Here is an 18495-nt window from a genome sequence, read left to right on the forward strand (position 1 = left end):
AGTAGGAGGGAATGCTATGGGAAATAAGCAAAAAGCCATCTCTCTAGAAGATAAAAGTACAGACCTACAAACGAGGCGATCTACACTCGCTAGGAGATAAGGTGTCAAGTAGAGGAAAATATCACTGCTACACTAATTTCTACACCTGATTTTGTGTAGCAGAGCTGACCGATTGATGACGATTAGAGCCTAGGGTTAACCTGTCAGGTTTATGGACTGTATACAAAGAAAAATCGTTGTAAGACCATGTCCTACAACGATTACTGATTGATTGAAACCTTCATCTGCGGAGAGAGCGGGATTCGAACCCGCGAAACGCTTTTGGCGTTTACACACTTTCCAGGCGTGCCTCTTCAACCACTCGAGCACCTCTCCTTTCCACAAGATTTCACTTAGGGTAGTCCCCTAAATGCGCCACAAAGGTAGCAATATATCCTCATTCTGCAAAATGCCGTTCGATACGCTACCCGCTTAGGTCTTCCCTACCCATCAGTCTCTATCAGCTCCCTACCCTAAGTCACCTTATCTTCCCTGTCCAAATCGCTGGCTTTTCCCGACTCTCCTCTTAGTTATTCTTCCAACCCGAGCCTACATACCCTTCCCCCTAAAGTAGGTTAGAGGCGATGCATGATCTCCTTTGCACACTCTAGGCTTTGGCTCTTGGGGGATATTATTTCATGTCCTAGGGAGCCTTAGACGTATCCCTAGAGTGCCTAGACGTTAGCCCCGAGGAGAGCTGTATGCAAGAGCTCTCCCGGGGACATACTTAGAGCGAGGTTGTGTACACGTGGGTATACAGTTGTATACACGCAGGTACACTGTTGTGTACACACGTGTATACTCACCCCTCCTAAGTAGTAGGTATACGCTAGGTATGGCTACAGCTAGGATACAGATACCTCTATCTTCGGAGTATGCTCCTTGACTACTTTGCTCTCACACTAGAGTGACTTCATGCCACGGTCCTCTCCCTACAGCCCTCCCTGCTCTCTCGTGCGCGCGTATCATTATTATAGTGATCTGTCTGGGGGGGGACGATCTGGGAGGAGTAGAGCCCATAGGAGGCAGGCAGGCATCACCGCCCACCCTAACTACCTCTGTTTCTTGCTCCTCGAGAGGAGGCAAGAGGACATACCGAGAGCGCACTAGAGGACATATAATGTTCGCCCTCGTCACCTATGTAAGGTGACGAAGGCGAACATACCGAGTCCGCACCAGAGGTCATTACGTGTTCGTAGATGGGCTCTCAGAATGCCCGCCACGACGGCTCTCTGGGAGGACAGCCTACGCAGGCTTCGGAAGGGGACTATAGGGGGAACGGACAAAGGACGGGGCATAATAGGATCTCTTGCCTATTCATATCTTGCCTATTCGTTAGAGTGTTTGTATCTTTGTGGCTCAAAGAATTGAATATAAACACTCTTATATAATTATAGGTAATCAGATACAATGGCAGTATTAGAGAAGATCCGTAGCCACTCGGTCATGCTCGTTGTCATCATTGGGATAGCCTTGGCAGGCTTTGTCATCGGTGACCTCTTTACCAGTGGGCGCACCTTCTGGAGCAAGAATGAGCAGGTCGCCCTATCTATCGATGGGAAGGACATTTCGATCCAAGACTACAGCGCCCGCCTAGAGCAGCTCCAGGCACAGTCCGAGGCACAAGGTCAGCTAACCGATGAGCAGCGCATGCAGCTCAATAACCAACTCGCACAGCAGTACCTCTCGGAGTATGCACTAGAGAAGGTCTCAGGCGCCATCGGACTGAGCGTCTCGGATGATGAGCTCTATGCCCTACTCGTAGGTAAGGGGATCTCCCCCTCTCCGCTGGCCTCCCAGTTCTTCGGGACGACAGATGAGAAGCAGGTCAATGAGTTCATCCGCCAGCTCTCCGACAAGCAGATCCAGGCAGCCCCCCAAGACCAGCGTCAGCAGCTACGTGCGATGCAGGCGCAGTTCACCCTACTGCAGGAGCAGATCCGCACACAGCGTCTACAGCAGAAGCTCGGGACACTACTCTCTCGTACCTATAAGCTGAACGACCTTGACCGTGAGCTCTCTCTCGGCAACGAGACCCGTACCGTGGCACTCGTACGTACCTCCTCGGCTATGATCGCCGACTCCACGGCTAAGCCAAGCGATGCCGAGGTGCAGAAGTACTACGACAGCCATAAGGACTTCTACCGCATGCAGTACCCGCTCACTGAGGTCAGCTATATCAGTCTACAGGTCGTCCCCTCGCAGGCAGACTACAAGGCTGCCGAGCAGGAGAAGACCAAGGCTGTAGAAGAGCTACGTCAGGCCTCCGCCTCCAGCATCGAGAGCACCCTACGTGCCTACTCTACCTCCAGCAAGTACTTCAGCTCCGTCTACCTCACAGGTGCTGAGCTCGACGAGCTAGGTCTAGGTGCCGAGCAGGTCGCCTTCGTCAAGAGCGCAGAGGTCGGTGCAGTCCTAGACCCACAGCTCGTAAACGATCGCTACGAGATCGCTAAGCTCGTCGGCAAGAAGAGCTCTACAGGTGCTCTCTCTGTCCGTATGATCATCCTCAACGACAGTCTCAAGACTCAGACCGATAGCCTCCTCAACGCCCTCAACGGGGGTGCGAGCTTCGCCGAACTAGCCCGGAAGCACAGCATCGACCCACAGACAGCTGGACGAGGTGGTCTAATCTCTATACCCAACCGCTTCGGCACGGAGGATAGCACCTTCTCCGAGCACATGCTCTATCAGCTCGGTGCCAATTCTGGACTGAAGCTCGATACCCTCTATCAGGTGCCCGTCGGCACTGTCGTGCGTCTCGGCCAAGCTCCTCTCTCCATCCTCGTGAAGGCAGAGAATGCACAGCCCGCAGTAGAGAAGTATCAGGTGGCTTTCCTTTCGATCCCTGCGACCTTCTCCCCCGACACCTACAATGCCAAGTATAGTGCGATGAACAAGATCCTCGGCGAAGGCGGAGGCTTCGAAGCCATGGCACAGAAGGCACAGAAGGAGGGCTTCAACGTCTCTCGTAACGTCCTCGTGACCACACAGAGCCCCATGCTCGGTCAGGTTCCTAGCTCTCGCCAGATCGTAAGCTGGGCGATCAATGCCAAGGATGGTGAGGTCAGCCCCAAGCTCTACACTTGTGGCACTGACTACCTCGTGATCCCAGCCGTAGGGAAGCATATTCCCGCTGGCTTCGCACCCCTCTCAGCTGTCAAGGATGAGATCTTTGCCTACCTAGCTGGGCAGAAGAAGGCAGAGCAGCTTGCCAAGAGCCTAGAGGCTAAGAAGCTCACCAGCCTCGATGCCTACGCTGCTGACCTACAGTCCAAGGTCGATACCCTCGTCGATGTCAGCTACGTCGTACGTGGCAGCGAGCCAGCTACCTTCAATGGCATCGCGATGACGACGCCCGTTGGTCAGCTCTCCAAGCCCTTCGCAGCGAACAATACCGAGGTGATGGTCCTACAGCCCGTAGCTAAGACCCCAGTAGACAAGGTCGCTGCTAAGGCTCAGTTCCAGCAGCAGGAGGCTGGGCTCGCTCGCCAGTATGGCTATCGTGCCTTCGCTGACTACATCCAGCGTCTGAAGATACAGGACAATAGAGCTCGCTTCTACTAGTCCCGCCCTACCCGCTCCGTGGCATCGCCACGAGAGGCGGTATCTCACGACAGGGCGAACTCTTTCGTACCGACATTAGTTATACAAAGGCTGTCCTAGGGCTTATTTCCCTTAGGACAGCCTTTGTTAATAAGATTACTTTCACCCACCACTAAGGACGATGACCCCAACCCCACAGAAGCGTATCCTACTCGGCCTAACCCTCGAGGAGCTTACCACTGTCGTCACCGAGCTCGGTATGCCTCGCTTCACAGCCCGGCAGATAGCTGGATGGCTCTACGACAAGCGTGTGAGCGAGATCGACGAGATGACGAACATCTCTAAGGCCAATCGCCTCCTACTCTCGGAGCACTTCGAGGTAGGGCGTAGCCTGCCGATCACGAGCGAACTATCCCGTGACGGTACACGTAAGTACCTCTTCCGTGTGCGCTCTGGTGGACTCGTCGAGGCGGTCTACATCCCCGAGAAGGATCGGGCTACGCTCTGTATCTCCTCGCAGGTAGGGTGCAAGATGGACTGCCTCTTCTGCATGACGGGCAAGCAGGGCTTCCGTGGCAACCTCTCCGCAGGCGAGATCCTCAACCAAGTACTCTCTGTCGAAGAGTCCCCCAAACTAACCAACATCGTTTACATGGGTATGGGTGAGCCTCTGGACAATGCCACCAATGTCCTCTCCAGCATCTCGGTGATGACGGCTTCGTGGGGACTCGGCTGGTCACCCAAGCGCCTCACTCTGTCCACCGTCGGGGTACGTCGTGGGCTGGAGCGGTTCCTCGGCGAGACGACTTGTCACCTAGCCGTGAGCCTGCACAACCCCTTCCACGAAGGTCGCCTTGAGCTCATGCCCGCCGAGGGGGGAATGCCCCTAGAGGACACGCTACGTATGATTCGTGAGGCAGACTTCACGGGGCAGCGCCGTGTCTCCTTTGAGTACATCGTCTTCGAGGGAGTCAATGATAGTCTCCAGCACGCAGAGGAACTCGCAAGGCTTCTACGTGGCATCCCTTGTAGGATCAATCTCATCCCCTTCCACCAGATCCCAGGAGTACCCCTGCGACCCCTGACGGCTGAGGGTATGGAGCGCTTCAAGGGTTGGCTCGAGACCCGGGGCTATGTCACGACCATACGTACCTCCCGTGGGGAGGACATCTCGGCAGCCTGTGGGATGCTCTCCACCAAGGAGCAGATGGCAGGGGGAGCATCCCAAGCCTCACACTAACGAGCACCTACGACCGTGATACTTACCCGACTCCATCTGATCGACTTCAAGAGCATAGTCACCGCCAGCTGTGACTTCTCGCCCAAGGTGAACTGCTTCATCGGCCTCAACGGCATGGGCAAGACCAATATGCTCGATGCCCTACACTACCTCTCCTTCACCAAGAGCCACCTCTCTATCACCGATACCCTAGCAGTCAGACGTGGGCAGGAGCGGGCTCTGCTGGAGGGCACCTACCAGAGTGATCACGGCGATGAGCGACACCTACTGCTACAGATACGACCGGGTGCAAGGAAGGTGCTCAAGCGTAACCGCAAGGAGTACACGCGCCTCAGTGAGCATATCGGTGCCTTTCCCCTCGTAATCGCCTCCCCACAGGACTACCAACTGATCCTAGGGGGGAGTGAGGAGCGCAGACGCTTCGTCGATCGTCAGCTCTCCCAGCAGGACAGCGTCTATATGGCGGCCTTGGCGCAGTATCATCGGGTCCTGGAGCAACGCAATACGCTCCTCAAGGCTCCCTCCACTCCCTCCCCCAGCGTGCTCGATGTACTCGACCTCCAGCTCGAGCAAGTCTCCCCGATCATCTTCAATAGGCGAAAGCGCTTCGTCGAGCAGTTTGTCCCCCTCTTCCAGCGTTACTATACTGCGATCAGTGGTGGGCAGGAGCAGGTGAGCCTCAGCTACCTCTCTCCGCTGGAGAGCACCGAGGGACATATCGCCGACCTACTGCGTGAGAGCCGAGAGCGGGATCGTATCCTAGGGCATACCAGCGTAGGCCTGCATCGGGATGATTTGCTGATGCTCCTAGATGGAGAACTCATACGTCGCATCGGCTCCGAGGGGCAAAACAAGACCTACCTCCTAGCGCTTAAGTTCGCCCAATACACCCTCCTCTCTGAGACCAACCCCGAGCGTCCACTCCTGCTGCTGGACGACATCTTCGACAAGCTCGATGCCGAGCGTGTCGCACGGATCATCCACCTCGTCGGCGGGAGTGACTTCGGGCAGATCTTTATCACCGACACCAATAGAGAGCACCTCGATGAGTTGGTCGGAAGCTGGGGAAGGGACTACCGACTCTTTGAGGTCGTCGAGGGTGCACTCCATCTAATCGCCGAGCAAGCAAATGAAGCGAAGTGAGACCATAAACTTCCGTGAGGCACTGGCCAACCTCTGGGACGAAGACCCCGAGATGTACGAGCAGCTCCTAGAGCACCGTGCGCTAGACCACCTGCCCATACTCCTAGGCTCACTCTCCCGATGGGTCGGGGAGACTCGTATCGACGATGGTGTACTGCGTATCCGTACGACCTCACCGATCGCACGGCAGGAGCTTAACCTGAGACTAAACACCCTTCGCCAGCAGCTCAATAGCCACCTCCAGGCCGAGCTCATTCGCATCATTCAGGTCTATTGACCGCCCCCGCTTCCGCACGTCCTCCCGACTTGACGGTGAGTGACAAATCGCACCTCGACATACCCCAAAGAAAGTCCCCCACAGCTAGAGCCCTAATTGCTCCAGCTATGGGGGACTTCTCTTTGGCCTCTTCCTCCAAGTCCTCTCCTCGGGGAACACCACCCTTCGCCTCTATCGGATATGCCCCCTCACTCTAAGAGGACAGCATATACCCGAGCTAGCGGGAGCAACATACCCCGAATTATAGCCCCAACATACCCATACTCTCTAGGGGATAAACGACACCTGCACAATGAGGACAAAACTTCCTACTCTAGAGCACTTGAGACTAGGCCGTGAAGCCCATTCCGAGAGCCCTATCCTAGGGCATATCGTGACCCCTAAAATAGGTCCTATAATGATCGCACCCATCACCTATGTAAGGTGACGGGTGCGATCATACCGAGTCCTCTACTGCGCTCTCGGTATGTCCACTAGAGCGCTCTAGTAATGTTCGGAATAGAGGGGAAAAGCTACCCATTCCTCGGCTCACCCATGGGGACATCTATGGGAGGAGACGAAGGGGTTACTCGGCTTGACTTGCTCGGACGAAGGGGATTAGTTTCAGCTCTCCATTCTCATACTCGGCGAGGAATATCTCTGCGGCAGAGTTATAGCCTGCCCTCTGAAGTTCGTCAGTCAGCCACTCCTCTGTCTTATCGACGTCATCTAGGACGCTAGTCTGCACGATACCATCGGTGATAATGGGATACTTGGGGTTCTCCTCACCACGGAGGACGATGATGAGCTCTCCGTTCTGCTCGAAGACCGCACGCTTGACATCCCGTACGTGATAGACACCCTCTCGCCGTAGCTTAAAGGCGACTTCGGCCGCCGTGATCTTAGCTCTACGACAAGCCTCGACATCTACCTCCCCATGCTTGATGAGTACGATGGGAGCTCCGTCTACAAACTGCTTGAGGGCGTGGTTCTTTGTCTTGAGCCTACGCAGACCGATGATGAGTAGCGCCCATATAGCTAGGACGACGGCAAACTGTAGGATGGAGACCGATGGGCTGTAGATGACCCCACCGATGATGCCCCCAAGGACATAGTTCTGTACCTGGTCTATGGCGGAGGTGGGGGCTAGGTTACCCTTGCCCGATCTATTGATGATAAATACAATAGCTACAAGACCTAGGAGCAACTTTAGGAAGACATTCAGATAGAAGAACTCTTCGGTCTGAAGATAGGAGACTACAAACATATCTATAGAGATAAATAAAGATGGGGCTTGGGGCTCTTGCTAGAAGGAGAGGTCAATGCCTGCCTCGACGACATTATAATCCTTGCGGATGGGCACTATGGGGGCAGTGTCGTAGATCAAGCGGCAGGTACCACGTAGTCCGATTGAGGGGGTGATATGGAGCCTGAGGTCGACAGCACCGCCGAAGCGAGCAGCCTTGAAGTAGCTATCGGGAGAACCTTGGTGGATAGCGGTCGTCGTGAGCTCCCAGTGCTCCCCTAGCTGATGGCGAAAGCTTAGCGAGAAGTGGCTCTTAACCTTATTGCTATGAGCATACTTCCCTACAAGGGGGCTGGAGTCGGGATACTTCCACTCCTCGTGCTCGAAGAATAAGCCTAGCGTAGCGAACATGAGACTGCGACTGCTATTCACTAGTCGATAGCGAGACTGCAGACCTGTGGAGATCTTGAAGGTCATACCCCTACTCTCTGCCCACTGGGACTCAGCATAGGGGTAGAGCTCGAAGGCTCGGTGTAGCAGATAGCGATACTCGAGATGTACATATCCTCCGCTCACTGTGACCTTGTCGCCATAGGTAGAGAACTCGAGCTTATTGATCAGATTGATCACTCGACTACGCTTGATCAAGAGGTTGATATTGGCTGTATTCTTTAGGGTAAAGACATTTTCCTTCTCGTTCTGGAAGTTGAGGACGGGCATGATCGTACCTTGTAGGGTCTTTGTACTATCTAGGCTCATCGTCAAGTTCTCCGAGAAGAGCATTTGAGCAAACATCTGTGCTGGTGCCATGAGAAGGACCAGCAAGTAAAACAAACGTTTCATATCGAATCTACTATTACTCATTATTGAAGTGCAAAGATAAATAAAATCACATGCGGGTTTTCCATAAGAAGTATCCCCCCTTTTCTTAGGACAAGGGGGTAGAGAAAAGCCCCCGACCGAAGGAGCTTATAGCTTCTTCGCCGGGGGCTCTGTGGATAGGGGGTATACCTGGGGCAGTAGTGGTATGTGCAGCCCAATAGCCCTCCGTACGGGAGAGCGGACTATGATGCCCTTGGGCAGGCGATACTTCCCTGATAAGTGAGGGCGATGGAGAGGGGGTTAGTCCTCCTTCAGCTCGTAGGCGAAGGTTTCGCCCTCGATATGGCGGGTGCTTAGGGTATAGCTATGACCAGTCTCTACTGTGACGGTGAGGAGAGAGCTGGGGCTGACCTTAGTACGAGCCTTGCCACGCTCGATCGTATTGTATTGGGTGGAGAGGTAGAGATCATGCTTCCCAGGGGCAAGGAGAAGGACGACCTTCAGGCCATCATTGGTCAGCACGGGGGTCTCCCCCTCATCCACAGCGTCTACAGAGACGCTACCGGTGATGATGCTGTCTACGAGGCTTGAGGCGAGACGTACCCGCACGGCATCGGGGTGCTTGGCGAGGAAGGCCTCTACCCCTCGCTTGTTCTTACGCATCATGTAGAGCTGTACGAGCAGTCCCAGTAGCAGGACTGCTGCGATAAGGACAATTGTCGATGGTGACATAGGATTTGTTTCTGTTTCTTAGACCTTAGTATGCTTGATGTAGGTTGGAGGCTGTAGCACTAAGTAGCCCCTATCCTACCCTGTAAAGGTAGTGTTTTTTGATTGGAGTGATCCTGATCGATACTTCACACACGGGGCAGGGAGCAAAGAGAGAAAAGGAAGGATAGCCCCAACATACGAGACGAGGTAAAGGGGGACGAAGAGAGCGACAGCCCTCAATATACAGATGGGAAAGAGAGGAGATGCCCCGCTCCCCTAAGCTAAAAGCCAAGCGGCTACGATACACAGGGTATCGCAGCCGCTTGGCTTTCTGTTGCTAAAGGGATCTACACGTGAGCCGTATAGGCTGGGAGCATGTAGCGGAGAGGGGGCTACTTGCGCTGGAGCTTGGGCTGGGCAAAGACCTCGACCACACCACGGAAGTGCTCGCTGTCGATAGCAGTCTTCGAGGTAGACTTACCGATGGCGTATGAGCCCCAGGTCTGCACGGGAGAGAGAGCCTGATACTGCTCGAAGACGAGTTCACCCTTGGTCGTGATGTTGATACGCAGGGGATCACGGTTCCCGATAATGACCGTTGGGTTCTCTGCATTGGTATCATCGGCAGCGAGGAGCGAGATGTAGTAGATGGGCTTGCCATCCTCGGTATCCTCATAGAGCGTACGACCATTGGTTAGGACAAAGCCACGACCTGGGGTAAAGTCGATATCCCAGGAGAACATATCCTCGATGATGAACTGCGCCTTGGTGTCGGTGACACGGACGATCTTGATATTGGCCATCGTCTCGACGAGCTTGTTCCCATCGATCGTATGAGCTGTCTGGATATACTCACCAGCGACATCCTTGAGCGAGGCCTGCGTGACCTGCAGGGAGTCGATCTTGCCAAGCGCAGTAGCCGTGACCCAGGCAGTACGTGGACGGCCAGTGGTGTTAGCTGCGGTCTTGATGGTGAGGATATTCCCAGAGAGGGTAGCTGTGACCCAGCTATCTGTGGTAGCATAGGTCACGGGGACGTTGGAGGTCACCTTGACAGCACGCTCTACGGCTTCGTCACCGCCGATGATGTTATTCGTCTTGGAGAGACCGAAGTTCACACCTTCCTGCATGACGTTTAGGGCGATGGAGTCACCTGTGGCGTTCTTGATGACGAGGAGCGTGTTGCGGGACTCCAGCTGCTCGTTGGTCTTGGCCGTGAGGTGAAGGCTCGTACCACTCACGGTGACACTGAGCCAGCTGTCCTCGGCGTAGGCACTGCTGGGCGCCTTGTCGAGGGTGACATCCTGAGTGCCACCGATGACCTTGAAGAGCTTGGGCGCAGAGAGCACCGAGAAGGTGGCCTTGGGCTGCTCGGGGGTATCCTTACGGCAGGAGGCGAAGAGGAGCACGACTGCCGATAGGGCTATGATGAACTTGTTCATATATCGATCTTAGTTGTGATTAGAGCCATTACTACTTCCTAGTCATGTGTTCGATCTTAGGCATGACGATCGGAGTGACAAGCTTACCTTCACGTACCATAGGTACACGCTGGTTGCCTTGGAACTCGTAGGCCACACCGAAGAAGGAGTTGATAACACCGACATCGGGGGTCTTATCACCCGAGGCTATCGCCATGCCCATATCTTCGTCCCAAGCGAAGGTAATACCATACTCGGACTGCTCCTGATGGATATTGGTCTTGCCATCCTCCGTGATATTAGCAGGATAGAGTACCATACCAGCAGGTGCCTCGGGCGTATTCTTGACAATCGGCTGCATGATGATGCGGATAGCACCCTTGGCCTTGTCGTAGGGGACGAGGATCGGATAGGTCTTCTTCTGGAAGGTGAGTGTACCCTTGAGGAGACCCTTCGCCTTGTCGTTATCCGAGGTAGGAGCCTCAATCTGTAGGAGCGTAGGTGTGCGTCGTACACCGGGGACAGCTGCGTGCTTGATGCTCCAGGTGCCGTACCAGAAGTCCTGAGTCTTGTAGCTATTGGGGCGGAAGAGCTCTGCGGAGAGATTGCCAGAGACAAACTTCTTAGCAGCGGAGTCCCAGGTGAAGGTGCTGTACTCCTTACCCTCTACGACGAGGGGCGAATGTAGGACAATGCCCTTGTCGGTGAAGTTGAACGGAGTATCGAACTCCTTACCACCGATGGTGACATTGAGGCGGTTCTGAGTAGTATTGATCGTACCCTCAGCCAGCTCCTTATCTCCGAGCTTGAAGGAGAAGGAGCTCGAGGTAAGCTCATCCTTGATCGTCACGATGGCGAGCATGTACTCCTCCCACGATGAGCCCTTGGGCATACGGGTGAGGGTCATGTTGTTCTTCCACTTCTTCCCTCTGAGGTTGATCACGTCCGTAGAGGTAGAGATGAAGGCGAACTCATAGTCCCCCTGGATACCATCGGGGTAACCGAGGGCAGCGGAGGCGAGGAAGTGCAGAGCCTCGTTGTAGGTATTGACCGTGAGCACGGGGCCTTGGTCCTGGACGACATCGTAGTCGGAGGTATAGGCTTGGTCGGGCACACGCTCGGAGAGGACGGTGATCTTCCCATCCTTGAACTTCATCAGCAGGGTGTAGCTGGGGCCAGAATAGTCCTTGCCAGCATAGTAGTGCATGATCCAGCCCTCGGGGGAGGACTCGAGTAGCTCCTTGTTCACCCGTACGGCTTCGTCTAGTCGCTCAGCAGGGGACTTGTCGAAGATCGTCTTGCTATCCTTCAGACACGAGGGCGCACTGAGGGTCACCAGCGCCAGAAGGATATATATGCATATCTTGTACATGTTGTCTAAGTGCTGTTAGTTGATAATTCGGGATAGCCCCGAGGAGCGGAGGAGTCAGCTCACAGAGGAGCGACCTCAGCACCCCGAGAGAGGGGCTAGTGCCCAGCTATTATTTGAGCTTAGAGAGATCAAGCGTAGCGACCTGTCCTCCACGGCGGATCACGACATCACGTAGCTGGTCGAGATCTAGTCCCCAAGAGCCCTGCGTGTACTCCTTGATGAGGGTGAGCTTCTGATTGATGAGATTAGCCCCTCGGGTACCCGCCTCATCAAGGATCGCCTGCCAAGCCTGTGGCGTGTAGGTGACGTAGAAGGAGAGCATCTCGGCGAAGTCCTCCGCACCATTCATCATAGCATAGGGCGAGACGAAGCCTGCACGGCGGGCATCACGGGTGGAGACGTTGAGCCAGTTCCCACTGACGTAGCCCGACTGTGTGACGAGGTCAAAGGCAGGGTTGTAGGGCTTGCGCTGGTTGAGGATGTGGGTGAACTCGTGGTGCATCGTGTGGAAGTAATACTCCGTCATTGCACTATAGTCATGTAGGAGCTCATCGGTGAGGGCATTGATCTTGTTGAGTGTGACCTTGTAGCCCCCCTCTGCACTCCCGACGACCTCGGTGCGCTGGCGGGTATAGGCGGATGAGCCCACGGCGACGATGATACGTGGTGCGCTCTCCTTGAGGAAGTCTGGGCCGACGACCTCATTATAGGCATCGAACCAAAGGAACTTAGTGATCATCGCCAGCTTGGCTGTCTTGGCGGAGTCGGCGGGTACGAGGTTGTACGTTAGGTCGGTCTCGCCATCCTTGAGCTTGTACTGGAAGTCGATGTTATAGGGGTTCGTATAGTTCTTCAGTAGCCAACGCTCGAAGGTATTACGCGCCACGGGTGTCGTGGGGAATATCGTTGCGCCACTGGGGGTATCTTTGCTGCACGAGCTGATAGCTCCTACCGAGAGGAGGAGGGCTAGGCTCATTGCTTTCAGGATCTGTTTCATATACCTTGTTCGTATTAAGTAGTCTAGGTGAGCCCTAGTGCCTCTATCGGAGAGGCAGAGGGCTCAGACCATTTACGGTGAGGAAGAATAGCCGTTAGCGAGGGTTAGCCGTTAGTCCAGCAGAGATCACATCCTGAGGGATCTGGATGGCTAGACGTGGGTCTCTAGCCTGCATCTGGTCTGTGACCTGCTCCAGTACCCCCGTAGAGCTGATGCGTCTGCGGTAGATAGTGATACCATAGCGCTTGACATCCTGCATACGTAGCCCCTCGTGGATCGTCAGCACACGACGGAGCTGGAGGATACACTGTAGGAGAGGCTCCTGAGTCACCATATCGAGGGTAATGGAGGTATGAAGCTCCTTCTTAGGCGTAGGGGCATCAGGCTTGTAGTAGGCCGTACCGTTGTAGAAGGTCTTGATCTGATCTAGGGTGATCTGGACACCACGCTTGGTGAAGACCGAGAGCTCGGCATTGAGGTCTGCGAGAGCCTCGTCATAGCGACCAAGCAGAGCAAGAGCCTCGGCACGCACGAGTAGAGTCTCGTCTGTGGTGAAGACGGGGTACTGCGAATAGGGAATCCCGATACCCGCCTGACGGTCGATGTACTTCGGTGTATAGGGGAGCTTGTGCAGGGCGTACTTAGAGATACCCGAGTTATTCACCACGACGTAGTTCATCTCCTGACCACTAGCAGCCCAAGGGCTAGGAGCCTGTAGGGTCTCCTTGTCTGAGATCAGGTTGCCATGAGCGAACTTGCTACCGGCAGAGATAGGGATGCTGATCCCACCCCATTCCGTAGCGATGACCTGTAGGAAGAGGTTCGCTTTATTGGAGGACTTAACGAAGTCGTTGGGCTGGATGTTGCCACTCAGACCCAGCTTGCTCCATGCAGACCAGTCACGTAGGACGCTGGCGGGGCTACTCCCTAGGACACGTGTAGCGTGCTCGACAGCCTTATCGAACTTGCGGTAGTAGAGATAGAAGCGAGCGGCGAAGGCATGTGCTGCATTCACATTGAAGTGGAACTTAGGAGACACATACCTGCTACCTAGCTCAGGGATCCCCTCCGTGATGTCCTTCTCTATATGAGCATAGAGCTCCGCCAGTGTACCACGCTGATAGGTGATACCGGGACGATCCTCGGGGATCTCGGGGTAAGGTAGCCCTAGGTCCTTGCCAGCTGTCTCTGGAGCGTAAGCCTGACAGAAGACATTAGCGAGCTGGAACATCGCATACGCACGACAGAGCTTAGCCTCGGCGAGCTGTGTCGAGTAGGCGGACTTATCGGAGACCGAGTTGATATGCTTGATGACCTCGTTAGCCGTCGTGATAGCGGTGTAGTGGGCATCCCAGAGCTGCTGTGGGGTCTCCTGATCACGTACCTCGGAGATATCCTCCCAGCGATAGGCCTGCTCCTGGAAGCGGTTAGCCGCAGTCCACGTAGCATAGTTATGCTCATCGGTATTGTCCGAATACATCTCTAGCAGGTAGGCAGGGTGTCCCTCGGGGTATGCTGTGACGAGAAGTTTACTTGCATCCTCGGGGCTTGAGAGCTCCATTCTATTATCGGGGTACTTATCCAGGTACTGGTTACATGCTGTGAAGGCAAAGGCCGTCAGGAGCAGTGTGGATACGATATATAGTCTCATCGTTGTCAAGTGCATATTAGAGTCCGACCTTCAGAGAGAATGTAAACTGCCTAGGCATGGGAGAGGCTACGCCACCAGCGTTGAAGAACTCGGGGTCTTGCCCGTTGAGCTTCTTGTCTGCATAGAGTAGGAAGAGGTTCGTCGCCTGTAGCTTCACCGAGATGCTGTTGATCGGGGTGTGCTTGAGCAGCGTCTTCGGCAGGTCATAGGCTAGGGAGATCTCCTTCAGACGGATGAAGTCACCCTTAGCGATGCGAGCCGTAGAGTAGTTGTAGCCATTGTAGGCATAGCGCAGATTGGTATTCTTCTCATACTCTCTGCGGCTGAGGATGCCTGGTACGTCTGTCTTCTTCTCCTCGCCGGACTGTACCCAGCGGTTGTTGAAGGCTTGGGTCATGGAGGACATATCGTTGTACTTGGCTCTGAACTTCGGGTCTAGTCGTACGACATTGCCAAACGAGTAGGTGAGGAAGACATTCAAGTGGAAGCCCTTATAGGAGAATACGTTCCCCAGCGACCCGGTGTACTTAGGATCTGTAGGACCTTCGTACTTGAGGAAGTCAGTGTTGTTACGCTCCTGGAAGTTGATGTTATCCGTCGTGATCTGTCCCTTCTCATTGACGAGCATGGGGATACCCTCACTGTTGATCCCTGCGAAGGGGATAGAGAAGAGGGCACGAGCAGGATAACCCTTCTTGGCGAAGCCATTACCACTGACAAGCTCGATCACACGACCTTGGTTGTAGAGCTTCGTAATCTCGGAGTTGGTGTAGGAGTAGACGAAGCTCGTAGACCAAGAGAAGTCCTTGGTGCGGATGCTGGTCGAGGAGATGCTGAGCTCCATACCATTGGACTTCATCTCTGCCACGTTAGCAGGGCGAATGACCGTACCACCGATCCCCTGAGTGATCATGGGGCCCATCTCGTCGAAGTTGTTACGAGTGTAGATATCGAAGGTGAGGTTCAGGCGATCATCCCAGAGACCAGCGTCGATACCGAAGTTCAGCTCGTTCTTCTTCTCATAGGTCAGATTGACATTACCCAGCTGCTCGATGGCGATCCCGGGTTCCTTGTCCTCGGCAAAGAGCTTGAAGGGAGTCGTGGACTTGAAGATCGGGGTGGAGTTGCTATACGAAGCATCGGGAGGTGTCCCCGTGAGGCTATAAGAGAGACGAGTCGTCAGGTGAGAGAGCGGACGGAGACGCTCGAAGAAGCTCTCCTCATGTACGTTCCAGGCACCCGAGACATTCCACGTAGACATCCAGCGGGCATTGCTGCTACGACCAAGCTGGTTAGAGCCCTCATAGCGGTAAGTACCGTTGAAGACATAGCGACCCTTGTAGGCATAGGTAGCATTGGTATAGAAGGCAGCTGTACGCCAGTTCGTATTCGTCAGACCATAGTAGTCGTTCCCCTCCTCGACCTGCTTCTTGAAGTACTGGTAAGGATAGAATGGGGTCTCCCCAGCATAATACTGCATACCCCAGCCCTCATAGGAGGAGCGGTTGCGCTGAATGTCTACGGTCTCCATCCCCCCGAAGAGGTTGATGACGTGCTTGTGGTCGAACGTACGGTTGTAGTTCGCCGTCACACGGAAGTCATAGTCGCTCAGCGTATTCTCCGTCTTGTGGAGGATCCCCCCGTTGGGCAGGATACTCATCGGTAGGCTGTTGGGGTTATCGGGATCTCGGTAGAGGTACTTATTGGCGTCGCGGATGATCGAGTTCTGCATCGCACGATAGGCCAGCGCTTGGTTGGAGTTATCCTTGATATTGTGCTGCTGCGAGGTCGTAGTGTGCTTGAAGGCACCGAGCACCGCTAGCTCTAGCCCCTGGATAGGCTTGTACTTCAGTTCTACCTGAAACTTAGCGTCCTGCACCCCTAGGTCAATGTAGTTATTCTCTAGCTCATTGAAGATATTGAAGGGGGCGTAGTTCGCTCTATAGTAGGTACGGGGATCGAGTACACGGGAGGTATTCGTAGCGTACGAATAGGGATTGATGTCGAAGTCTCGCTTCACCTCACCCCCTACGACGTCTACATCCTGCCCGAGCGTACCTGGGGCACGCTGCTTACGATAGGCAGCACCAGCGATGACGTTGATGGAGAGGTTGGAGAGGATATTATGTGAGACGTTGAGGTTCGCCGTGTAGCGGTTCACATTGCTCTGCTTGTACCATCCTGGGTCGATCATGGCGCTGACAGAGGCATAGTAGTTGGACTTCGAGGTACCACCGCTCATGCTGACGGAGTGGTTCTGCATGATAGCGGGAGAGAAGAGCTCCTTGAACCAATTCGTGTTGCGGAACTCAGCCTGCTGTAGGTAGCGGTTCTGTGCCTCGGTGGTGTTGTCGAGTAGGAAGCGACCCTGCTTGGGATCATAGGTGTTGATGAGCTCGTACATCTTACCATAGATACCATAGTCGCTGCCGTTGAGCACCTCGGAGAGGTTCAGCCAACCCTTCGCACGAAGCTCACGATAGATACCCATCTGCTGCTGAGAGTTGAGGATATCGAAGTTGGAGTATGAGGGGATGAGGCGGGAGGTGAACTCACCGGAGTAGTTGATATGAGCCTGACCCTGCTTCCCCTTCTTCGTCGTCACGACGATCACACCTGCCATAGCACGTGCACCGTAGATAGAGGTAGCGGATCCATCCTTGAGGATCTGGAAGCTCTCGATGTCATCAGAGTTAAGCCCTGCGATAGCGGAGCTGATGAGGGTCTCGGGGTTACCAGAGGCGAGGTCATCAGCTCCTACGTTGGAGACGTCCTCCATGATTACACCGTCTACCACCCAGAGCGGCTTAGAGCTCCCGTAGATAGAGGTAGCACCACGGACACGGATCTTCGGAGCGGAGCCGAAGGTACCACTAACGTTCTGTACCGAGACCCCAGCGGCCTGTCCCTCTAGGGAGCGACTGACGTCGGCTACCCCACTGAGGCGAGCCTTGCCGGCATCGACCTTGTTGGTAGCTCCGGTGAAGAGTCGGCGGTCGGTCTTCGCTAGACCAGTGACGACGACCTCATTCAGTAGCTGGTTGTCCTTGAGTAGGATCTGCATGTTCTCCCCTGCGGGCAGTGTCAGAGTCTCCATCCCTACGTAGCTCACGGCTATCTTCGGGTTCTTGACCGTCGTCGTCATGGCGAACTTACCATTGATGTCTGTGGCCACGAACTGCTGCGTGCCCACGATCTGGACACGTGCCGAGGGAAGCGGCTCGTTGTCTGCGGCCGAGAGGACGACCCCAGAGATCTTGGTCTGTGCCACAGCCTGCCCCACGGCAAGCAAGAGCGTGAGCACGAACCAGAGTAGTCTTTTCTTCATCGATTCGTTGGATTGATTACATATAGTTAATTAGTATCATGATATGCGAGGATAGGATGTCTACAGAGGAAGATATTTACATCTTAAGCATAGTGATCTCCCTATATGCAATAGCATGTGTCTGGGTATACTTATAGAGATAGGGAGGGAGGGGGATAAGGACTGTTACCATGGGCGTGTCGCGGAGTATTTGCCTATCGTTATGCTTTACTCAAGAGATGAACTAACCTTATGCCACACATCTAGATTTCCATACTAGAATAGTAGACATAGCAAAAGTAATCATTCCTATGAATAAGTACAATTTATCCAACATTTAACGTTGCGCAATGGGCAAAGGCTCTCTTTGAGCCACATAGACAGCCCCTATCCAATACGTATACATCCCTTTAGGGAAAGGGGTAACTCGTGATCATACGGCTTATTATACACCTAATGTTTACCCTTAACATAAGGAGAGGTTATCCCTACCCCACCTTCCCTCTCCTGCGATCCTCTCCCCTCCCCCTATGATGTGATTATTCTTGGAAAAAGCCTATCTATCTGATACTCTCCAGTGAGAAGCCCCATCTCTGAGATTGATCAGAAGAGCAGAAAAATGCCCTCCCGTAACTCGCTCTGTATCGGGCATTACGGGAGGGGCAAAACGAACATACCGAGAGCGCAGTTGCGCTCCTATAAAGAACGTCCTCGTCACCTTACATAGGTGACGAGGACGTTCTT

The 18495-nt window shown here is 54.2% G+C and carries 12 protein-coding genes and 1 tRNA gene; 4 read left to right on the plus strand and 9 right to left on the minus strand.

Going from position 1 to position 18495, the window contains the following annotated elements; all coding sequences use genetic code 11:
• Positions 1 to 287: 287 nt before the first annotated feature.
• A tRNA-Ser gene (locus tag QZ554_RS05645) sits at positions 288 to 375 on the minus strand.
• 1074 nt (positions 376 to 1449) lie between these two features.
• Between QZ554_RS05645 and QZ554_RS05650 the strand changes: the two genes are divergently transcribed.
• The 4 genes from QZ554_RS05650 (at position 1450) to QZ554_RS05665 (ending at position 6245) form a co-directional block, all read left to right on the plus strand.
• Complete coding sequence (locus tag QZ554_RS05650) at positions 1450 to 3606, plus strand: peptidylprolyl isomerase (protein WP_297194887.1); 2157 nt, start codon at positions 1450 to 1452, stop codon at positions 3604 to 3606.
• 160 nt (positions 3607 to 3766) lie between these two features.
• Positions 3767 to 4825, plus strand: a complete 1059-nt coding sequence (rlmN, locus tag QZ554_RS05655; RefSeq protein ID WP_297194888.1) for a 23S rRNA (adenine(2503)-C(2))-methyltransferase RlmN — start codon at positions 3767 to 3769, stop codon at positions 4823 to 4825.
• A gap of 15 nt (positions 4826 to 4840) precedes the next feature.
• Entirely contained in the window at positions 4841 to 5968 is a 1128-nt protein-coding gene (locus QZ554_RS05660) for a DNA replication/repair protein RecF (protein ID WP_297194889.1), read from the plus strand.
• Positions 5955 to 6245 (plus strand): DciA family protein, encoded by a 291-nt coding sequence (locus QZ554_RS05665; protein WP_297194891.1) that lies wholly within the window; start codon positions 5955 to 5957, stop codon positions 6243 to 6245. The genes QZ554_RS05660 and QZ554_RS05665 overlap by 14 nt, the downstream gene beginning before the upstream one ends.
• Before the next feature lie 565 nt (positions 6246 to 6810).
• Here the strand turns inward: QZ554_RS05665 and QZ554_RS05670 are convergent.
• The 8 genes from QZ554_RS05670 to QZ554_RS05705 form a co-directional block, all read right to left on the minus strand.
• On the minus strand, positions 6811 to 7491 hold the full coding sequence (locus QZ554_RS05670) for a DUF421 domain-containing protein (protein ID WP_297194892.1): 681 nt from the start codon (positions 7489 to 7491) through the stop codon (positions 6811 to 6813).
• A gap of 39 nt (positions 7492 to 7530) precedes the next feature.
• Positions 7531 to 8313 (minus strand): DUF481 domain-containing protein, encoded by a 783-nt coding sequence (locus QZ554_RS05675; protein ID WP_297194894.1) that lies wholly within the window; start codon positions 8311 to 8313, stop codon positions 7531 to 7533.
• Between the two features lie 279 nt (positions 8314 to 8592).
• Positions 8593 to 9024 carry a hypothetical protein gene (locus QZ554_RS05680; RefSeq protein ID WP_297194896.1) on the minus strand — a complete coding sequence of 144 codons (432 nt, stop codon included), beginning with the start codon at positions 9022 to 9024 and terminating at the stop codon, positions 8593 to 8595.
• 371 nt (positions 9025 to 9395) lie between these two features.
• Positions 9396 to 10445, minus strand: coding sequence for a BACON domain-containing protein (locus tag QZ554_RS05685; protein ID WP_297194897.1), 1050 nt, complete (start codon positions 10443 to 10445; stop codon positions 9396 to 9398).
• A gap of 31 nt (positions 10446 to 10476) precedes the next feature.
• Positions 10477 to 11796 (minus strand): DUF4302 domain-containing protein, encoded by a 1320-nt coding sequence (locus QZ554_RS05690; protein WP_297194899.1) that lies wholly within the window; start codon positions 11794 to 11796, stop codon positions 10477 to 10479.
• A 109-nt stretch (positions 11797 to 11905) separates the two neighbouring features.
• Complete coding sequence (locus QZ554_RS05695) at positions 11906 to 12793, minus strand: putative zinc-binding metallopeptidase (RefSeq protein ID WP_297194900.1); 888 nt, start codon at positions 12791 to 12793, stop codon at positions 11906 to 11908.
• Positions 12794 to 12887: 94 nt separating this feature from the next.
• Entirely contained in the window at positions 12888 to 14444 is a 1557-nt protein-coding gene (locus QZ554_RS05700) for a RagB/SusD family nutrient uptake outer membrane protein (RefSeq protein ID WP_297194901.1), read from the minus strand.
• Positions 14445 to 14460: 16 nt separating this feature from the next.
• Positions 14461 to 17772: a SusC/RagA family TonB-linked outer membrane protein gene (locus QZ554_RS05705; protein ID WP_297194903.1), complete on the minus strand. Its 3312-nt coding sequence runs from the start codon at positions 17770 to 17772 to the stop codon at positions 14461 to 14463.
• Positions 17773 to 18495: the final 723 nt, after the last annotated feature.

Source organism: uncultured Porphyromonas sp. (assembly GCF_915070105.1).
GTDB lineage: Bacteria > Bacteroidota > Bacteroidia > Bacteroidales > Porphyromonadaceae > Porphyromonas.

What these genes read in the sequence shown, in the direction of transcription:
- QZ554_RS05695 (WP_297194900.1), bottom strand. Translation starts at nt 12,793, where the DNA reads ATGAAACAGATCCTGAAAGCAATGAGCCTAGCCCTCCTCCTCTCGGTA.
- rlmN (WP_297194888.1), top strand. Translation starts at nt 3,767, where the DNA reads ATGACCCCAACCCCACAGAAGCGTATCCTACTCGGCCTAACCCTCGAG.
- QZ554_RS05650 (WP_297194887.1), top strand. Translation starts at nt 1,450, where the DNA reads ATGGCAGTATTAGAGAAGATCCGTAGCCACTCGGTCATGCTCGTTGTC.
- QZ554_RS05690 (WP_297194899.1), bottom strand. Translation starts at nt 11,796, where the DNA reads ATGTACAAGATATGCATATATATCCTTCTGGCGCTGGTGACCCTCAGT.
- QZ554_RS05680 (WP_297194896.1), bottom strand. Translation starts at nt 9,024, where the DNA reads ATGTCACCATCGACAATTGTCCTTATCGCAGCAGTCCTGCTACTGGGA.
- QZ554_RS05685 (WP_297194897.1), bottom strand. Translation starts at nt 10,445, where the DNA reads ATGAACAAGTTCATCATAGCCCTATCGGCAGTCGTGCTCCTCTTCGCC.
- QZ554_RS05705 (WP_297194903.1), bottom strand. Translation starts at nt 17,772, where the DNA reads ATGAAGAAAAGACTACTCTGGTTCGTGCTCACGCTCTTGCTTGCCGTG.
- QZ554_RS05700 (WP_297194901.1), bottom strand. Translation starts at nt 14,444, where the DNA reads ATGAGACTATATATCGTATCCACACTGCTCCTGACGGCCTTTGCCTTC.
- QZ554_RS05665 (WP_297194891.1), top strand. Translation starts at nt 5,955, where the DNA reads ATGAAGCGAAGTGAGACCATAAACTTCCGTGAGGCACTGGCCAACCTC.
- QZ554_RS05670 (WP_297194892.1), bottom strand. Translation starts at nt 7,491, where the DNA reads ATGTTTGTAGTCTCCTATCTTCAGACCGAAGAGTTCTTCTATCTGAAT.
- QZ554_RS05675 (WP_297194894.1), bottom strand. Translation starts at nt 8,313, where the DNA reads ATGAAACGTTTGTTTTACTTGCTGGTCCTTCTCATGGCACCAGCACAG.